Here is an 18,748-nt window from a genome sequence, read left to right as displayed (position 1 = left end):
CGTGCTTCGCAATGCCATTTCTAGCTCGTGACAAATGGCTGCGCGGCAGGCTCTATCGGACCGGCATTGAGTCGTTCGTATTCGGCGATCAGTTGCGCGCCGAACAGCATCAGCGTCGCCAGCGCTTCGAGGCTGAACAGCACGATGATGGCCGTCGTCAGCGATCCATAGACGACGCTCACCTGCGATAGCGTCGCGAAGTACCACACCAGCACGCGTCGCGTAACTTCCCACAATACGGCGGCCGCGACCGCGCCGAACAGCGCGTGCCGCAGCGTCGTGCGTCCCGCGGGTATCACCAGATAGATTGCCGTCAGCACGAAAATCTCGCCAGCAAGACCGAACAGATACAGCACGATGCGCGTGGCGCCCGTCAGCGAAATGGTGTGACCGAACAGCACGATGCTGTCGCTCGCGACGGACTGAAGACTGCTCGACACAAGCGTCACGAGCAGCACGCCGATACCCAGCGAAAGACTGAACAGATAAGGCAGGGTCGCCGACAGCAGAAAATGCCTGCGCCGGATCGCAACGCGATGCACGAAGATGATCGACAGCGCATTCTCCAACACCGTGAAGGCGAGCGAACTGAAGAAGATCATCGTGACGACGAGAAACCAGCCGATCACGGTGCGATGCGCGAGAAAGTTGGCAAGCTCCCTGACGATCGCACGCGACTGTCCCGGCACCAGCCATTCGAGCAGACGCGCGAGCGTATCGAGCAGCAGCTTTTCGCCGACGAAATGACTGAACGCGATGGCGACCAGAATCAGAAGCGGCACGATGGACAGCAGCGCGTAATAGGCGATCGCGCCCGCGAGCAGCAGCCCCTGGTTCTTGCGAAACGCCTTGACCACCTGCAACGCGAAGCGCGCGGGATGCGTCGCGACGAAATGCAGCGCGCGATTGTGCGTCCTGTTCACTTCAACCTCCGCTCGCGTTGTTGCGGCCGGACCCTGGCATCAGGGGAGCAAGTGGCGGTCCTGACTTGCGACTAAATCGCACGACTCCCGAGCATTTGCCCATTGAGTGAACAAAAGAACTTAGTCGACGGATTCGCTCACTCCTGATTTACCCCAATCCCGCTCGGTCACCGCGTGCGCTCACCACTCGCTCAAAGCCTTATCGTACAAGACTTTGCGGGCATTGCGGCAGCTTGCCTTAGCCGCGCCGCAGCAAAACCCAGCCTTGCTTTTCGAGACGGTCGCTGCTGTACTAACTAAAACAACTTGATTTAGTAAGTCCCGCGTCACCGGCGAATCCAAAGTCCGGCGAACGCACAAGAAGGCGCGATCAGCGCACAGCCAGCTGCTGAATCGACCGCTGATCACAACGTCGTTGTCAATCATCCGGAGGAGCGTCCCATGAACCCGATTTCCCGCAGGCAACTGCGCCGCGCGTCCCGCACGCAACCCGTCGTCAAGGGCATCGCCGCTGCGTGCGTCGCTGCGTCTGCGCTGTGGTGCGCGAGCGCCAGTCTCGCAGCCGATCAGCCCGTCGTCGGCCTGATCACGAAGACCGACACCAACCCGTTCTTCGTCAAGATGAAGCAAGGCGCGGAATCCGCCGCGCAGAAAGACGGCGCGAAGCTGCTGACCGCCGCCGGCAAGTTCGACGGCGACAACGCGGCGCAGGTCACGGCCATCGAGAACATGATCACGGCGGGCGCAAAGGCGATCCTCATCACGCCGAGCGACACGAAGGCGATCGTGCCGAGCATCAAGAAGGCACGCGCGGCAGGCGCGCTCGTCATCGCGCTCGATACGCCGACCGACCCGCAGGACGCCACCGACGCCCTGTTCGCCACCGACAACTTCAAGGCAGGCGTCTTGATCGGCCAGTATGCGAAGGCCGCGCTCGGCGGCAAGCCCGCGAAGATCGCGACACTCGATCTCGCGCCCGGCGTGTCCGTCGGCGTGCTGCGTCACAACGGCTTTTTGCAGGGCATGGGCGTGAAGGAAGGCGATCCGTCGATCGTCTGCAGCCAGGACACGCGCGGCGACCAGTCGAAGGGCCAGACGGCGATGGAAAACTGCCTGCAGAAAGCACCCGACATCAACGTCGTCTACACGATCAACGAACCGGCCGCGGCAGGCGCGTATCGCGCGCTCAAGAGCGCGGGCAAGGACAAGAGCGTGATGATCGTGTCGATTGACGGCGGCTGTGAAGGCGTACGCAACGTGAAGGCCGGCGCCATTGCCGCGACCTCGCAGCAGTATCCGTTGAAGATGGCCGAGCTCGGCGTGCAGGCAGGCGTCGAGTACGCGAAGACGGGCAAGAAGGTCTCCGGCTATCACGACACGGGTGTCACGCTGATTACCGACAAGCCGCAAGGCGGTGTCGACAGCAAGGATACGAAGTTCGGCCTCGACAACTGTTGGGGCAACAAGTAAGCACGCAGTAACCGCGCATTAACTGAGCAGTCACGGGGACGCGCACGGCGCGCGTCTTCCGCAAGTTCTCCAGCGTGAGCGTGGCGTACGTGTACCGCGCGCAGGCCACGCATTGCTTCGAAGGAACCACATCATGTCGACTCCCACCGCCCCCGCTCACACCCATCGCCGGTTTGCGGATCATCTGCCAACACTTGCCGAAGCTGGCCCGCTCGTCGCGCTCTTGCTCGCATGCATCTTTTTCATCTCGCAGAGCGACCGCTTTCTGTCGTTCCAGAACCTGTCGCTCATCATGCAGCAGACGATGGTGGTCGCCGTCATCGCCATCGGCCAGACGCTGATCGTGCTGACGGGCGGCATCGATCTGTCGTGCGGGATGTTGATGGCGTTCGGCTCGATCGTGATGACGAAATTCGCCGTCGCGTTGGGCGTGCCGCCCGTCATCGCGATCGCTTGCGGCGTTGCTGCGAGCATGCTGTTCGGCTTGCTCAACGGTGTGCTGATCACGCGCATCAAGCTGCCCGCGTTCATCGTCACGCTCGGCACGTTGAATATCGCCTTCGCGGCCACGCAGCTCTATTCGAACGCGGAGAGCGTGTCGAATCTGCCCGACGCGATGATGTTCTTCGGCAACACCTTCAATCTCGGGCCGGCCACCGTCACCTACGGCACCGTGCTCACACTGCTGATGTATCTCGGGACATGGTTCGTATTGCGCGACACGGTGCCCGGCCGTCACCTCTACGCACTCGGCAACAACCCCGAAGCCGCGCGCCTGATGGGCCTTTCCGCGCAACGCATCCTGATCACGGTGTACACCCTGGCGGGCGCGCTCTACGGCATCGCCGCGCTGCTCTCCGTGTCGCGCACGGGCGTCGGCGATCCGCAAGCGGGACAAACGGAGAACCTCGACAGCATCACGGCCGTTGTGCTGGGCGGCACGAGTCTGTTCGGCGGGCGCGGCTCGATTGCGGGCACGCTGCTGGGCGCATTGATTGTCGGCGTGTTCCGCAATGGCTTGACCTTGATGGGTGTGTCGTCGGTGTACCAGGTGCTGATCACCGGCATTCTCGTGATTCTCGCAGTCGCCGCCGACAAACTGTCGCGCCGCGGCGCACGTTGATCGTTATTCGAAGGAGCCTGTGATGTCGACAACCCCCTCTTCCACCAACGGCACGACGCCCGTTCTGCAAGCACGCGGTCTCATCAAGCGCTACGGCCAGGTGACCGCGCTCGACGGCTGCGACTTCGAAGTGATGCCCGGCGAAATCATGGCCGTGATCGGCGATAACGGCGCGGGCAAGTCATCGCTCATCAAGGCGCTCTCCGGCGCGCTCGTGCCCGATGAAGGCGACCTGCTGCTCGACGGCAAAGCGGTCAAGTTCCGCAGTCCGCTCGACGCGCGCCAGCAAGGCATCGAAACCGTCTATCAGGATCTCGCCGTGGCGCCCGCCATGAGCATCGCGGAGAACCTGTTCCTCGCGCGTGAACTGGTGAAGCCTGGCTGGCGCGGCAAGATCTTCAAGATCATCGACAAGCGCCGCATGCTCGAAGAAGCGACCAATGCGATGAAAGACCTGCAGATCGGCATCCGCTCGATGCGCCAGGCCGTCGAAACGCTCTCGGGCGGTCAGCGCCAGGGCGTCGCGGTAGCGCGCAGCGCGGCCTTCGCGCGGCACGTCGTGATTCTCGACGAACCGACGGCGGCGCTCGGCGTGAAGGAAGGCAACATGGTGCTGGAGCTGATCCGGCGCGTGCGCGACCGCGGCCTGCCCGTCATCCTGATCAGTCACAACATGCCGCATGTGTTCGAGATCGCGGACCGCATTCACATTCAGCGGCTCGGACGGCGCGCGGCGCTCGTGAACAAGAGCGACATCCACATGTCGGATGCTGTCGCGATCATGACGGGCGCGAAACAGGCCGACGTGCGGGCCATCGCATGACGAACCGATACGCGTAACCGGACATAGCCGATGGATACGGGCACCCGCTCACCGCTCAAACGCACGGTCGGCTCGAACCAGGTCGGCATGCGGCAGTTCAACGAACGCATCGTGCTGCAGGCGATCCGTTTGCATGGCCAGCTGCCGAAAGCCGACGTGGGACGGCTCACGCGTCTGTCGATGCAGACCGTGTCGATGATCGTCGAGCGATTGATCGACGATGGTCTGCTCGAAAAACAGGCGCGCGTGCGCGGGCGCATCGGGCAGCCTTCCGTGCCCATCGCGTTGCGCGCGGAAGGCGCCTATACGATCGGCGTAAAGGTCGGACGGCGCAGTCTCGATGTGCTCGCCATGGATTTTCTCGGGCGCGTGTGCTGCCGCGAAGTGCAGGAGTACGCGTATCCCGATCCGCGCACGCTGTTCCCCGCGCTCGAAAGCAAGCTCGCGCGCATCAACGAAGCGCTCGGCGCGCGACGCGAGAAAGTGGTCGGCGTCGGCGTGGCGGCGCCGCTGTGGCTCGGCGGCTGGCGCGATTTTCTCGGCGCGCCGCGCGAAGCGCTCGATGCGTGGAACGACATCGACATCCGCGCGCGCATCGCGTCGATGACGGGCCTGCCCGTCGAGTTCGCAAAAGACACCACCGCTGCATGCGCCGCCGAACTCGTGATGGGTCAGGGGCGCGGCATCCATAACTTTTTGTATCTGTTCGTCGGTACGTTTATCGGCGGTGGACTGGTGATCGACGGTCGCCTGCATGGCGGGCCGCACGACAACGCGGGCGCCGTCGGCTCGATACCCATCATGAGCGGCAACGCGCGTCAGCCTGCGCAACAGTTGCTGCACGCGGCATCGGGTTTCGTGCTCGAAAAGCTGTTCGTCGATGCGGGCGCGCCCGCCACTGCCGCGCATGATCACCGTGCGTTGTCGCCGGACCTGTGGCGGCTCACGGAGCAATGGCTCGACACCGCGTGCCCCGCGATTGCGGGCGCATTGACGAACGCGGCGGCGTTGCTCGATCTCGAAGCGGTGGTGATCGACGGGGAAGTGGACCGGCAGCTGGTGCGCGAGATCATTCGCCGCACGGAGCGCGTGCTCGACAAATTCGAGTGGGAAGGCATCGTGCGCCCGCAATTGCTCGAAGGCACGATCGGCTCCGACGCGCGCGCGATGGGCGGCGCGATCCTGCCGCTCTACGCGCACTTCGCGCCGATGCACGAACTTTTCCTGAAGCCCGCCACCGATGTGAGTTATTGAACCTTCGGCCCCGTGCTTGCAGCCACTTTCGGCGTGTCTTTCGAAGCAGGTTCGTCGAGCAGCGGCTGCAACTCGGGCGCCATCGACTTCAGCAATTGCACGGCCAGCGCGCTCGTGAAGTCGTAGCGCTTCGCATACGGTTCGTGTACGACAGCCGTCAGCGAGCCGAAGAAGCGGTCGCCGATCGCGAATACGAAGGTCGCCGTGCGATTGACCTTGCGCGACTCGATCAGCCTGCGCCCTTTCGCGTAGATGTTCAGGCGTTGATCGCCCGTCCCCGTTTTGCCGTAGACCTCCAGCGTCTTGCCGTTCGGAAACGTGATGCCGCCCGCGAGACGCCTCGCCGTACCGCCCGCGACGACGTCGCGCAACAGCGTCTGCGCGACCCGCGCGATCTCCGGCGAGATGGCTTCCGTAGGCTGCGGCGTCGCGGGCACGAAGCGCGTTTCGTACGGCGTGCCCTTCGCGAACTCGAGTTCGGACAGGCTTTGCGTCGGCGCCTGATTGCCCTTGTTCACGATCACGCCGATCAGCTGCGCGAGCGCCGCGGGCCGGTCGCCCGATGCGCCGATCGCAGCCGCATACGATGGCGTCAGATGCGAGAACGGATAGCCGAGCGCCTGCCATGATCTGGCAATCGCATCGTACGCATGCTGCTCGACCATGCGGCGAATGCGCCGATCCTGCGTCGCGTGATAGCGCGTCTTGAAGAGCCACTTGTACGAATCCGCGCGCACGTCGCGGCTCGCATCCATCACCTGGTTCGCGTTCGCGTCGGGATGCTCGCGCAGATAGTCGACGAGCCACAGCTCCAGCGGATGCACGCTCGAAATATACGCGCGGTCGTTCAGATTGAACTTGTCGATGGCGTACTTCTCGTAGAGCTTCGCGAGCGCGTCGTCGGGCGGGTTCGCTTTGGGCGTGTTCTTCAACGCGGCGCGCATCTGGTCGTTGAACCAGGCCTGCGATCCGTCCGGCCGCACGCTGCGCAGCACGGTCGCTATTTTGGGCGGCGACTTGCGCACGCCGCGCAGCAGGATCGCGAGCATCTCATCCTGCGTCTTGCCGTGATACTTCGTGTAGAAGCGGTTCATGTACACGCGGCTTTCCTGATCCGCGAAGCGCGTCAGATACATGTTGCGCGTGGCGGGATCGTCGAGCCATTGCGACGACGGGCCGGACGTCCTGATCGTTTCGTAGTGGACGATGTCGCGCATCATCCGCACGAACACGAGATTCACCGAATGCTGGAAAGCCTGATGTACGGTGAGGATGCGCGAGTTCTCGTCGGCCTCGAAGTTCGTGAAGGTTTGCGCGCCGCCGCCCGTAAAGAAGGTTTCGCCTGCGTTGGCCGAATACTTGCGCTCGACCGACGCATCGAGCATCGCGCTAAGCGATTGGTCCTTCGTGTGCATGAAGTAATCGACGGCCCAGCGCGTCAACGCGTCTTCGCGCTCGGGCTTCACGGCGCGCAGTTCTTCGACGCTCATTTGCCCATAGCGCGCATGCAGGTCCTGCATGATCTGCAGATACGTGATGATCGTACGCAGCTTGGCCGTCGAGCCGAGATTCAGGCGCGCGCCGGAGTTGATATCGAACGGACGGTTCACGCTGTCCGTCTGCACGCGTAACAGGTTCGCGCCGTCGCGCTTTTCGAACAGCGTGAAGCTGAGGGCGATCTTCGACGGGTCGTCCTTCGGTTGCAGCATGTTGAAGCCATAGAGGCCGGCCGCCTGCGCACCATCTTTCGTCGTCGCGGCGGCGAGCCGGTCGCTGATGGCCTGCTGGACCTTGTTGTTCATCGTCGACGTGACGCGCACATCGAGCCGGTCGAGGTCGTACAGCGTCGACACGCCAAGCGACGATAGCAGATGCGTGCGCAGCGACGTCACCGCCTTGCGCTCGACGAACGAGCCTTCGGGCGGCGCGAGCTTCGCGCGCGTCAGCACGAGTTGTTGCGACAGCGCGGCGTCGCGCAGTTGCGGAGTAATCACGCCATTCGTGGCAAACAGGCGCAGATAGCTTTCCGTCAGAGCATTGAGATCGTCGTTCTTGCGCAGCAGGAAATGCGACGGCCCGCGCTGCGCGATCATCAGCGACAGCACCTGACGGAACGCGAGGCCCTGTTCGGCGAGATTGTCGGGCGTGGACGGCGCTTTCAGCACTCGGTTAACTTCGGCGAAATCGCGGCCGTACCACGCCGTGAGCCCGTCGCCGATACCGTTGATCTCGCCGATGCCGGGCTGCGCGGCGAGCGGCACCGAGTTCAGATAGCGCACGACGATCTGCTCGCGCGCGGGCATCGTGCGCGGGCCGTCGAGATACGCGCGCACTGACGCCGACGCGATCTGCCGCAGCTTTTCCTTCGGCGTCGCCGTGCGGCCGCCGGGCGAATGGCGGAACTTCTCGATCTGCGTGGCGAGCGTGCTGCCGCCGGGCTGCGCCTGGGCGTGGTTGAAGACCCGCAGGCCCTGATCCATCAGCGCGCGGCTGAAGCGTCCCCAGTCGATGGCGGGATTGCGGTTCGGCTGGTCGGGGTCGAGCAGATGGCGGTCTTCGATGAACAGCAGCGCCGACACCACCAGCGGCGGCACTGACTCGAAATCGTCATACACACGCGCGGGATACTGCGAGCCGAACAGGCGCGTGCCCGTCGAGTCATACAGCATCAGTCCCGCCTGGTCCTTTTCTTCGTAGGGAATGAAAAGGCCGTCGTCGGCGAGCGACGCCATGCGTTCCGAATCGCGCGCCTGCGACGCGACCGAGAAGCCGCGTTCTTTCAAACGGCGTTCGAATGCTGGAAGAAGCGCGTAGCCGAGGCGGATGTCGTAGGGGCCGTCGGTGGGAAAGCGGATGTTGTCGCTGGGGCCCTCGGAGACGGTAAACCCGACGTCGCGCGTCATCTCCGACAGATAGCGTGCCTGCAAGCGCGACGTGTCCATTTCGATCTGGACAAAGCGCACGCCGAGGGCGACGGCCACCAGAAACGAGGCAAAAAAGAGCCACTTGAACCACTTCCAGGCGGACGTGGTACCGATTGCGCGTAGCGGAAACCGTAGTGGCCGATTCATGGCGGCGTCTCCTTGCAGATGCCTGACCACACTAAACTCGACTGATGTCAGTCTAACGCGTAACAGCGGGTTGTGAGGGTCAGGTGACGCAACGACTTGATTGGGTGAGTACGGCACGCAACACAGCCGTCACACGGACGCGACGAGGCGGCATCTTTTGCCGCTTGGCGCCGCGTTTTTCGCGCCGCGGAACAGTAAAGACGGCCGCCGCTTCGATGCCGATGCAACCTCCGCGCGGCCCTTCCGCCGGCGCGGCCTCCCTGGAATACCGAATACGACGGCCGGGCGAAGTTGAGTAACATGGCGCCGCGCACTTCAAACATCCCATGCCCGCCGGATTCCGGGCGACGACCCAGCCTCCTGAACCCTATGCAAAGCTACTACGAAGCGACCGTCGAGCGGCCCGTGCGCCCTGCACTGGCCGGAAACCTGAGCGCGAACGTCTGCATCGTCGGCGGCGGGCTGGCGGGCCTGTCGACGGCGCTCGGACTGGCCGAGCGCGGCGTGCGCGACGTCGTCGTGGTCGAAGCGAACCAGGTTGGCTATGGCGCGTCGGGCCGCAACGGCGGTTTCGTGTTCGGCGGCTACAGTCTCGACTGCGCGGACCTGCTGAAGATTCTCGGCCCGGCGCGGGCGCGCGAACTGTACGCGCTGACGATCGACGCCGTCGACCTGATGCGCGCGCGCATCGAGCGCTACGCGATCGCCTGCGACGCGACGGACGCGGGCGTGATCCTCGCGAACTGGTTCGACGACCCGTCGCGCCTCGACGGCCAGCGCCGACTGATGAAAGAAACGTTCGGCGTCGAATGGGAGCCGCTCGGCGCCGCCGAACTCGGTGCGCGGCTGAAAACCACGCGCTATCACGGCGGGCTGTTCGAGCGCAATGCGTTTCACTTTCATCCGCTGAAGTACGTGCTGGGTGTCGCGCGCGCGGCGGAAGCGGCCGGCGTGCGGATCGTCGAGCAGTCGCCAGTCGCGTCGCTGCGCAGGCAAGGCGGCGGGTTCGTGGTCGGGACGGCGCAAGGATCGATCGACGCCAGGCATGTCGTGATGGCGGGCGGTGGCTATGCGCGCAACGTTTATCGACGCGTCGAGCGCGCCGTCCTGCCGATTGCGACCTACGTGATGGCGACCGAGCCGCTCGGCGCGCGGCTCGCCGATGCCATCGACTGCCGCAGCGCCGTCTACGACACGCGCTTCGCGTTCGACTACTACCGGCCATTGCCCGACACGCGCATTCTGTGGGGCGGACGCATCTCGATCCTGGAACGCGAGCCCGAGGCGATTGCGCGGCTGCTGCGCCGCGATCTGCTGAAGGTGTATCCGCAGTTGCGCGACGTGCGCGTCGACCATGCGTGGGGCGGCCTGATGAGCTACGCGCGGCACAAGATGCCGCAGATCGGCCAGAGCGCGGACGGCGTCTGGTACGCGGTCGGCTTCGGCGGACATGGGATGGCGCCGACCACGGTGTCGGGCGAACTGCTGGCGGCGGCGATCGCGGGCGAGCGGCCCGTGCCTGACGCGTTCGCGGCCTTCGGCCTCACGCACACGTTCGGTGCGCTGGGCCTCGCCGCTGCGCAGCTGACATACACGGCGATGCAGACGCGCGATGCGCTCGCGGACCGTTCGCGGCGCTCGGGCTGAGCCCTTCTGGCAGCGCGGCCGAACGGGCGCCCAGCGATGCTGGACATGCCGCCAGGCCGCGCTGGCGGGTGATTTCGGCATGCTAGAATGAAACGTCATCGCCGCCGGAACACACAATGAAAAAGGGAAGCCGAGCTATCGCGCCCGAGCATAACGAGACCCCGAACGAACCCTCCGAACCACGGCGCAAATACGATCCCGAAGAGACGAAGCGCAACATCCTCGAGGTGGCCACGCAGGAGTTTTCGTCGATGGGACTCACGGGTGCGCGTGTCGACGCGATTGCGGAGCGCACCAACACTACGAAGCGCATGCTGTACTACTACTTCGGCAGCAAGGAAGGGTTGTATGAGGCCGTGCTCGAGAAGGTGTATGGCGATATTCGCGCGCTTGAGCAGGACCTGAAGGTCAGCGACATGAGCCCTGTCGACGGGCTGCGTAGTCTCGTTGAGTTTACGTTTGACTATCATGATAAACATCGCGACTTCGTGCGTCTCGTGACGATCGAGAATATTCACGGTGCGAAGTATATCGAGCAGGTTAAGACCTTCAAGAATCGTAATGCGACGGTGATTCATACTATTGAAGATCTTCTTGCGAGGGGAGTTGCTTCAGGGGATTTTCGTGACGATATTGATCCGATTGATCTGCATCTGTTGATCAGTTCGTTGTGCTTTCATCGGATTGCCAATCGGCATACGTTTGGGAATGCGTTTGGGCGGGACCCCTCTCATTCAAGGCTTAGGGCGCGGCATCGCGCTATGATTGTTGATGCTACTTTGAGGTTTGTTAAGAGGTAGTTGGTTTTGCTTGCAGCGCTGGTTTGGTGGTTTTTGCCTTTTCGCTGGCATCCGCGCTTTGCCTCCGTGCTTCATGTGTCGCACCTGTGCGTTTGGCTTTTCGCTGGCATCCGCGTTATGGTGTTTGATGTTCACGCGTCGCCTGTGCGGGGCGGCACCTACTTTTCTTTGCCGCCGCAAAGAAAAGTAGGCAAAAGAAAGCGGCTCACACCGCCAACATTTCTCCCTGCCTGAGGGCCCCCAAAGGGTCTTACGCTTCACACGGCAATCACGTGACTGATGTTCGTTGCCAGCGCTCTTGCGGTGCGTCTCACCTACTTCACGCACCTGCATTACAGTCTGCCGTGCCAGATAGTCCACCGCCGCCCAGGTGGCAAACTGTGTGTAGGCCATAGTGCCTCACATGCCTCACTCCGGACCGATAGCGCACGCGTTCCACCCTGTAAGAGCGCAAGGTTATACGACGCGACAACCTACACACAGTTTGCCACCTGGGCGGCGCAAACCATTCGCTGCCGCCTGCCCGTGCACGGGTATTCGAAGCGGGTGAGGCGCTCATTCGAAGCGTTGGCAACGCACGCAAACAAAGATGTTGCCGTGTGAAGCGTGGGGCCGTTGGGGGCCCGTGGACAAGAACACGAGCTGGCGGTGTGAGCCGCTTTCTTTTGCCTACTTTTCTTTGCGGCGGCAAAGAAAAGTAGGTGCCGCCCCGCACAGGGGCAACGCTTGAAGGGGTGAGTCATAACGCGGATGCCAGCGAAAAGGCAAACGCACAGGGGCGACGCTTGAAGCACGAAGGCAATACGCGGATGCCAGCGAAGAAAAGCCAACAACCCCAACCGGCATCGCCCGCGCCTCGCAGCACCAGCGCAAAGGCAACAACCAAACCGCCGCGCAGGCGCATCACCTCAACTTCAAAATCTCCGCCATCCTTTCCAGAGCGAGCACATATCCCTGAGTACCACACCCACAAATAACCCCATCCGCGACAGCGGACACATACGAGTGATGCCGAAACGCTTCACGTTTGTGAACATTAGAGATATGCACCTCAATCACTGGCTTTCCAATCGCCGACAGCGCATCCGCAATCGCCACCGAAGTATGCGTGTAAGCCGCAGGATTAAACACAATCCCCTGCTGCGTCGTACGCACTTCGTGAAGCCATTCGATCAACTGATGCTCGGCATTCGACTGCCGAAAATCAATCGCAAGACCGAGTCTTTGTCCTGCCTCGCGGCAGCGACGCGCAACATCGTCGAGCGTTTCCGCGCCGTAGATCGTCGGCTCTCGCGTGCCAAGCAAGTTGAGATTGGGGCCATTCAAAACCAGCACCGACGCAAAACTCATGACTAAAAAACCCTCCCTATAGTGCCCCACACAGCGCGTCAAAAACCGCTCCCGATGCACCTGACGCGACCTGCGCCAAAGTTTGCACGTCATCGCAACGCGCGTCTTTTGGGGTTTTCACTACATTTGTACCATCTAGTTAGTTTTATTTTAATATAAAAATACGCATATTCAGAACACAGCATAGAGACGTAAGTTAACCAAATAGACCAAAGCTGAACGATAAAACCGCCAGCGGCAAAAGAAATCCCCACCTTGATTGCCCGCAAAAAATCAGGCACACCGCTTGCACCGATATAATTTCCCGAACGTTTTGCGGTTCCGCATCGACGAGCCCGTCCCTCATCCGACGCCTCGTGCGGCGCCCACCGCCAACCAGAAGGAGACTCATGAAGAAGCTAGCCGTCACCCTGTCCATCCCGATGCTGCTCGCCGCTTGCGCGCAATATCAGGCGTCTCACAACCCGGATGCCGGCGATCCGATGAAGGACAACATGACGAATCGCCCCGTCAACGACGTCATCCAGTGCATGACCCAGGCCGCCGCGAAGCACGACACGCCCGTCAAGGCCACGCCCATTCCGCAAGGCCAGATGCTCGATTTCGGCGAGTCCAACATCGTCAAGGTCCGCGCCGACAACGGCGGCACGACGTTCCGCTACTACGCGGGCAAACGCAACACGTCGAACCTATGGATCGAAAGCGCGAGCAAGGAATGCGCGCCCTGAGGCCGCTCGCAAACGCGGCGGCGTAACTGGATGTAACAACTTCCCGCCGCCCGAAGGCGGATGGCTTAAGAATCGTTTAAGTCTGCGCTGCCAGTATTCGTCCTTCACACTGACCCGCGTTCCACCCAGGTGCCAGGATGGATTACTACAAAGACCGCAACGACCCGACGACGCGCATCGCGACCGACACTCCGGCCGCATCCGCGCAAGCCGCCGCCGCGAAAGCAGCGCCGCCTAAAAAGACGACCATTCTCCGCCGGCTCCTCAGCCCGCATGAGCTTGCAACGATGCTGCTGTTGCTGCACGCGCCTATGGCTGCGTTCGCCAAGCCGGAGATTCCGACGCTGCAGGAAGCCGGGCTCGTCGAAAGCATCGCCACGGATGCGGGTGAATCACACATTCGCCTGACGCCAGAAGGCAACGCGATTTTGCGCGGACTCGGCGTCAAGTAAGCCCAGCACATCCCGTTTTTCGGCGGGTCTCGCCCTGCGAAATTACGCCTGCCACACGCCATACCCTGCTTCGCGCAAGCCGATCGCCAGTTCGACTTCCATGTCTCGCGCGCCGTCGTACGGCAGGGGATTGAAGACTTCGTACAGTTCCGGCATCAGCCGCAAGCCATAGTCGCGCACATAGCGATTCGACTGAATGCCCGCTTTGTGACGGTCGAAGCGCAAGTCCGGGTCCAGCCCGGTCATACCCACATACACGCACGGCCGTTCGAACCGATAGTCGGGATTCGCGCGTCGGAAGCGTGCCTCGTTCCAGACGGTATCGTCGAGCGCGACCACGTAAACGTAGTAGCGAAGCTTTGCGCGGCGGGCAGGCATCGTTCTCTGGCGGCTTATATCTGGCTGCTTGTGACTGGCTTCTGACCGCAAGCGCAGCAAATCGCTGATTTGTTTTTGCTCGATGTCGCTGGGCGGAATTGACAGTTAGTTGCGCGAGGTGCCGTGCAACAGCATCCGGTATTCGGTCGGCGTGACGCCGACGGTCGCCTTGAATTGCCGCGTGAACGCACTGTGATCTGTATAGCCGCACAGGGCGGCGACATCGGTGACCTTGTCGTGCGATACAAGTAACGCGGTCGCCGCATCGAGCCGGGTCTTCAGCAGCACCTGGCGCGGCGTCAGGTGAAATACCTTGTGAAAATACCGCTCGAGTTGCGCAACCGACATATCCGCCATCGCGGCAAGCTGCTTCAAATTCAGCGGCTGAACATAGTTCTCTTGCAGATGCTGCACGACCGTCGCGAGCCGGCTATACGCGGGGTGGCTGATTTCATCGGCGCGCAGATCGCGCGAAATGCCCGCCAGCCCGACCACTCGCCCCGCCGCGTCGCGCAACGGCTGCTTGCAGGTCAGGCACCAGCCCGGCTGCCGGCCCGGATACAGATGCAGTTCCAGCTGATCGACCATCTGGTTGCCGACATGAATCACAGCCTTGTCCTGCGCCGTGTAGATGCGGCCGAAGCGGCTCGGAAACACGTCTTCCGCCGTCTTGCCAAGCAGCTTTTCTTTCTCCTTGAATCCGCAGCGCGACACCAGCGTCCGATTGACGAGCGCGTAGCGCGCCTGCGCGTCCTTCACGAAGAACACGATATCGGGCATCGCGTCGAAAACGGGTTCGAGCAGCGCGAAATGCGAGAGCATCCCGGCCAGCGACGCCTCACCCGAATCGAGCGCGTCAAGCGTAGAAGCGAACGTGTTCATCGTGAGGGTTCCGTGCATGGACTGCGAGAGCGTGAAGATTGCCCCGGCGGGTGTCGCGGGCTGATCGATTATAGGGCGGCGCGTGGCGGGCGAAAAAATCTTGCGTCAATGCGTTCGATGCGCGCGCCTTGGCTTTTTTCTCGCGGACGGGCGGGTCAATGCGCGGCCGTATCCTCATCGGCCGCAAGGATCAGCGTGGCGATCTGCGCCGGGTGGATAGGCGGACGAACCTGCGTCACATCCCAGCCGAGCAACGCCTGCGCCGCACCGCCGCAAATGCGGCCCTGACATGCGCCCATTCCGCAGCGCGTGTGCAACTTCGCGTCGCGCCAGTTCGCATGCGCCCGGACCTCGCCGACCGATACATCTTCGCAACGGCATAGCAATGTGTCGTCGGCGGGTAGTTGGCGCGCGTGGTCGCGCAACGCGAATGCCGACTCGACGCGCGCTGCGAAACCCTGCCAGCGCGCGCGTTCCCGTCTCAGTTGCTCGACGGGTTCGCCATGCTGGACGTCCACGGCCGCAAGCCCCGCAAGCCGCCCTTCCACCCGCGCAAGCTCCATCCCGCCGACGCCCACACATTCGCCCGCCGCGAAGATGTTTGCGACGGACGTGCGCTGCGCTTCATCGACGGCGATCGCACCGTCGGCGCGCGTCGCGCAGCCCAGCGCGCGAGCGAGCGTCGTGTTCGGCACGAGGCCGTAGCCGCAAGCGATGCGATCGCAATCGATCGTCTCCATGCGTCCGCCCGCGCGTTCGACGATCGCGCGCTCGACATGTCCACTACCCTGCGCCGCGCGCACCACGCTCGACGTCATATAACGAAGCCCGGCAAAACCGCGCGTCAGTTGAGCAGCTTGCACGAGCTTCGTGGGCGTTGCCGCAAGCGACACGCCAAAGCGCATCACCGACGCCAACGATGCCTGCTCGACCACGGCCACGACCCGCGCGCCTGCCGCGCGCGCGGTCGCGAGAGACGCGAGCAGCAACGGACCGCTGCCCGCAATCACGATGCGCTCGCCGCGCACAGGCATGCCGCCCTTGATCAATGCCTGCAAGCCGCCTGCGCCCGTCACGCCGGGCAACGTCCAGCCGTCGAACGGCAACAGCAGTTCACGTGCGCCCGTGGCAAGAATCAGGCGGTCGTAGCCGATGCACGCGCCGCCTTGCTCCGCCGATTCGATCAGCAGACAGCCTTTGTCGAGCGGCGCAATGATTCGCGCCGCAGACGCGAGCGCCACGTTGCCGCTTGCCTGGATCTCATGCAGAAGCGCGGCCAATTCATCCGATGGGGGATGCGCGGGGCCATTGCGCCATACCTGGCCGCCCGCGCGAGGATTGTCGTCGAGCACGGCGACGCGCGCGCCCGTTTTCGCCGCCTCGCAAGCGGCAGCGAGACCCGCCGGCCCCGCACCCACGACGACGACGTCGAAGTGCTGACCGTTCATCGCGGCCTCGTCGTTTGCACGATCTGGCCGTCGCGGCACACGGTCTGACATGCGAGCACATGCATGCGTCCATCGACCGTCACGCGGCATTCCTGGCACACGCCCATGCCGCACATCGGCGCGCGCGGCTCGCCAGTGACGGACCCGCGCGTGCCGTATGCGCTCCCACCGCACACCGCCAGTGCAGCGGCGATGGTGGCGCCCTGCTCGATCGCGACAGGCTCGCCGTCGATCGTGACGCGTACGCGTGGAAGAACCGATTCAGACATGACACGCCCCAAACTCGAAACGCGCAGGCAGAAACGGATCGACAGCAATGGCAGCCGCTGTCTGCGTGATCTGCGCGGCGAGCAACTGCGCGGTACCGAGCGACGTCGTCACACCCAGTCCTTCATGGCCGACCGCGAGCCACACGCCGGGTGCCGTGCCGCCCGCAGGTCCGATCAGCGGCAAGCCATCCGGCGATGCCGCACGAAAGCCCGTCCATGCGCGAATGCCGTTGAGCGTCGGCAATGCGGGCAGATAACGCGCCGCGCGCTGCAGCATCTGCGCGAGCACGGGCATTTCGACGGCTGCGTCGGTGGTGTCGAACTGGCGCGACGAGCCGATCAGCAGTTGTCCCGTCGGCCGCGGCTGCGCGTTGAACGCGACGGATGTTCCCGTCGCGTGATGGGCGCTCTTGATATAGCCGAGTTCGAGCAGTTGATGGCGGATGAAACCGGGATAGCGGTCGGTGATCAGCAAATGGCCTTTTTTAGGCTGCAACGGCAAGCCGCGCACGAGTTCACGCGCCTGCAATCCGTTCGCGACGACGATGTGCGCGCCGCCGACGCGCTCGCCATTCGACAGCGTGACGTGTTGCGCATCGACGGCCACGGCTTGCGCCTGCAGCCGCACGTCGATCCGCGCAGCGCCGGGCGATTGCGTGAGCAGCCATTGTGCAGCAGACGGCGCATACACGATGCTGTCGTGGCCGATGAGCAAGCCGCCCGCCATGCCCGGTGCGAGCGACGACTCACAGTCGTAGAGCGCGTGCTCGTCGAGCAGTTGCGCCGCGACGTCCTGCGCGACGAAGCCGGCATGCATCTCACGCGCGGCGTCGAGTTCTTCAGCGTCGGATGCGACCCACAGCGTGCCGCAGCGCGCAAACGCATCGCGCGTTCGCAACTGCGGCGCAAGTTCGAGCCACAAGTCGCGCGAATAGCGGCTCAACGCGAATTCCGCCGGCGAGTCGTTCATCACGACGATATGCCCCATGCCCGCCGCCGTCGCACCGCCGCCGATACCCTGCGCATCGAGCACCGTTACGCGCAGCCCACGCGCGGCGAGTTCCGCTGCGCACGCCGCGCCGACGATACCCGCGCCGACGATCACGACATCCGCCGTCATACCGTCCGGATGCCCCACGCGAACGGATCGCGCTCGTCGAAGCAAAGGCGGCTCTCGGCCATGATGTGCGAGTGCCCGGTGATGGTCGGAATGACGGTCGCGATGCCGTCCAGCGTGCCGCCTTCCGCATAGGTCGCTTCAAACACGCTGCCGATGATGCTCTCCTGCCGCCACACCGTTCCCGCCGCAAGCTTGCCGTCGGCGGCGAGGCATGCAACCTTCGCGCTCGTGCCCGTGCCGCACGGCGAGCGGTCGTATGCGTTGCCGGGGCACAGCACGAAGCTGCGGCTGTCGATACCTTCGCGCGAGCCCGGCCCGAACAGCTCGATGTGGTCGATCAGCGCGCCGTTCGCCCCCGTGATGCCCGCCGCGATCAGCGCGTCACGGATCGTCGAGGTAAAGTGCGTGAGCTCGGGAATGTTCGACGCGTCCAGCGTGCGTGCATGGTTCGCGACGAGAAAGAACCAGTTGCCGCCCCACGCGATATCGCCCGTCAGCGGGCCGAAGCCGGGCACGTCGACGGTCACGTCCTTGCGATGCCGGTATGCAGGCACATTGCGCACCGACACGCTGAGATCGTCGTTGAGCGTCGCCTCGACGATGCCGACCGGCGTGTCGATCAGATGCCGGCCCGGCCCAATGCTTCCCATATGCGCAAGCGACACAACGAGGCCGATCGTGCCGTGCCCGCACATGCCCAGATAGCCGACGTTGTTGAAGAAGATCACGCCCGCCGCGCACTCCTTGCGATCCGGCTCGCACAACAGCGCGCCGACCACCACATCCGAGCCGCGCGGCTCGGTGACGATGCCCGCGCGCCAGTCGTCGAAGCGCGCGCGAAACACGTCGAGCCGTTGCGCGAGCGTGCCGCCGCCGAGGTCGGGGCCGCCGGACACCACGAGGCGGGTCGGTTCACCGCCCGTGTGCGAATCGATGACGTTCAAGGTTTTCATGCCGCTCATGGTAGAAACGCGGCGGCGCGCAGTCTTGAAGCGGCTGCGCGTGGATTG

At 63.5% G+C, this 18,748-nt stretch carries 17 protein-coding genes; 8 read left to right on the top strand and 9 right to left on the bottom strand.

Going from position 1 to position 18,748, the window contains the following annotated elements; all coding sequences use genetic code 11:
• Positions 1–20: 20 nt before the first annotated feature.
• Positions 21–923, bottom strand: coding sequence for a YihY/virulence factor BrkB family protein (locus tag C2L64_RS22245; RefSeq protein ID WP_090838152.1), 903 nt, complete (start codon positions 921–923; stop codon positions 21–23).
• A 441-nt stretch (positions 924–1,364) separates the two neighbouring features.
• On the opposite strand from C2L64_RS22245, the gene C2L64_RS22240 reads away from it, so the two are divergent.
• The 4 genes from C2L64_RS22240 (at position 1,365) to C2L64_RS22225 (ending at position 5,593) form a co-directional block, all read left to right on the top strand.
• A complete protein-coding gene (locus C2L64_RS22240; RefSeq protein WP_009769729.1) occupies positions 1,365–2,393 on the top strand; it encodes a sugar ABC transporter substrate-binding protein in 1,029 nt (342 codons plus the stop codon).
• Between the two features lie 133 nt (positions 2,394–2,526).
• On the top strand, positions 2,527–3,516 hold the full coding sequence (locus C2L64_RS22235) for an ABC transporter permease (protein WP_007731963.1): 990 nt from the start codon (positions 2,527–2,529) through the stop codon (positions 3,514–3,516).
• 22 nt (positions 3,517–3,538) lie between these two features.
• On the top strand, positions 3,539–4,339 hold the full coding sequence (locus C2L64_RS22230; protein WP_007731959.1) for an ATP-binding cassette domain-containing protein: 801 nt from the start codon (positions 3,539–3,541) through the stop codon (positions 4,337–4,339).
• A gap of 30 nt (positions 4,340–4,369) precedes the next feature.
• Positions 4,370–5,593 (top strand): ROK family transcriptional regulator, encoded by a 1,224-nt coding sequence (locus C2L64_RS22225; RefSeq protein WP_009769730.1) that lies wholly within the window; start codon positions 4,370–4,372, stop codon positions 5,591–5,593.
• Here the strand turns inward: C2L64_RS22225 and C2L64_RS22220 are convergent.
• Positions 5,587–8,664, bottom strand: a complete 3,078-nt coding sequence (locus tag C2L64_RS22220; protein WP_009769731.1) for a transglycosylase domain-containing protein — start codon at positions 8,662–8,664, stop codon at positions 5,587–5,589. The two genes, C2L64_RS22225 and C2L64_RS22220, sit on opposite strands and share 7 nt — an antisense overlap.
• Before the next feature lie 369 nt (positions 8,665–9,033).
• On the opposite strand from C2L64_RS22220, the gene C2L64_RS22215 reads away from it, so the two are divergent.
• Both C2L64_RS22215 and C2L64_RS22210 read left to right on the top strand, forming a co-directional pair.
• Positions 9,034–10,311: an NAD(P)/FAD-dependent oxidoreductase gene (locus C2L64_RS22215; RefSeq protein WP_009769732.1), complete on the top strand. Its 1,278-nt coding sequence runs from the start codon at positions 9,034–9,036 to the stop codon at positions 10,309–10,311.
• A gap of 116 nt (positions 10,312–10,427) precedes the next feature.
• Positions 10,428–11,111 (top strand): TetR/AcrR family transcriptional regulator, encoded by a 684-nt coding sequence (locus tag C2L64_RS22210; protein WP_007746524.1) that lies wholly within the window; start codon positions 10,428–10,430, stop codon positions 11,109–11,111.
• Positions 11,112–12,014: 903 nt separating this feature from the next.
• Here the strand turns inward: C2L64_RS22210 and aroQ are convergent.
• On the bottom strand, positions 12,015–12,461 hold the full coding sequence (aroQ, locus tag C2L64_RS22205) for a type II 3-dehydroquinate dehydratase (RefSeq protein ID WP_007587504.1): 447 nt from the start codon (positions 12,459–12,461) through the stop codon (positions 12,015–12,017).
• A 389-nt stretch (positions 12,462–12,850) separates the two neighbouring features.
• Here aroQ and C2L64_RS22200 point away from each other — a divergent pair, with 389 nt between their 5' ends.
• Positions 12,851–13,189, top strand: coding sequence for a hypothetical protein (locus C2L64_RS22200; protein WP_007587506.1), 339 nt, complete (start codon positions 12,851–12,853; stop codon positions 13,187–13,189).
• Positions 13,190–13,326: 137 nt separating this feature from the next.
• The gene (locus tag C2L64_RS22195; RefSeq protein WP_007587507.1) at positions 13,327–13,641 is read left to right on the top strand and encodes a hypothetical protein; all 315 of its coding nucleotides are present in this window, start codon (positions 13,327–13,329) and stop codon (positions 13,639–13,641) included.
• Between the two features lie 42 nt (positions 13,642–13,683).
• On the opposite strand, the gene C2L64_RS22190 is transcribed toward C2L64_RS22195, so the two are convergent.
• From C2L64_RS22190 to C2L64_RS22165, 6 genes are all read right to left on the bottom strand, one after another.
• Positions 13,684–14,019 carry a hypothetical protein gene (locus tag C2L64_RS22190; protein WP_007587508.1) on the bottom strand — a complete coding sequence of 112 codons (336 nt, stop codon included), beginning with the start codon at positions 14,017–14,019 and terminating at the stop codon, positions 13,684–13,686.
• Positions 14,020–14,124: 105 nt separating this feature from the next.
• On the bottom strand, positions 14,125–14,901 hold the full coding sequence (locus C2L64_RS22185; protein WP_007587510.1) for an AraC family transcriptional regulator: 777 nt from the start codon (positions 14,899–14,901) through the stop codon (positions 14,125–14,127).
• Between the two features lie 155 nt (positions 14,902–15,056).
• Positions 15,057–16,349, bottom strand: coding sequence for an FAD-dependent oxidoreductase (locus C2L64_RS22180; protein WP_007587512.1), 1,293 nt, complete (start codon positions 16,347–16,349; stop codon positions 15,057–15,059).
• Positions 16,346–16,618: a (2Fe-2S)-binding protein gene (locus tag C2L64_RS22175; protein ID WP_007587514.1), complete on the bottom strand. Its 273-nt coding sequence runs from the start codon at positions 16,616–16,618 to the stop codon at positions 16,346–16,348. Before C2L64_RS22175 ends, C2L64_RS22180 begins: the two co-directional genes overlap by 4 nt.
• Entirely contained in the window at positions 16,611–17,738 is a 1,128-nt protein-coding gene (locus C2L64_RS22170; protein ID WP_007587516.1) for an NAD(P)/FAD-dependent oxidoreductase, read from the bottom strand. Before C2L64_RS22170 ends, C2L64_RS22175 begins: the two co-directional genes overlap by 8 nt.
• Positions 17,735–18,700, bottom strand: a complete 966-nt coding sequence (locus C2L64_RS22165; RefSeq protein WP_039901321.1) for a 4-hydroxyproline epimerase — start codon at positions 18,698–18,700, stop codon at positions 17,735–17,737. Before C2L64_RS22165 ends, C2L64_RS22170 begins: the two co-directional genes overlap by 4 nt.
• Positions 18,701–18,748: the final 48 nt, after the last annotated feature.

Source organism: Paraburkholderia hospita, from assembly GCF_002902965.1.
Classification (GTDB): domain Bacteria; phylum Pseudomonadota; class Gammaproteobacteria; order Burkholderiales; family Burkholderiaceae; genus Paraburkholderia; species Paraburkholderia hospita.
The sequence above is the reverse complement of the archived record's forward strand: the minus strand, read 5'-3'. Positions and strand labels throughout refer to the sequence as shown.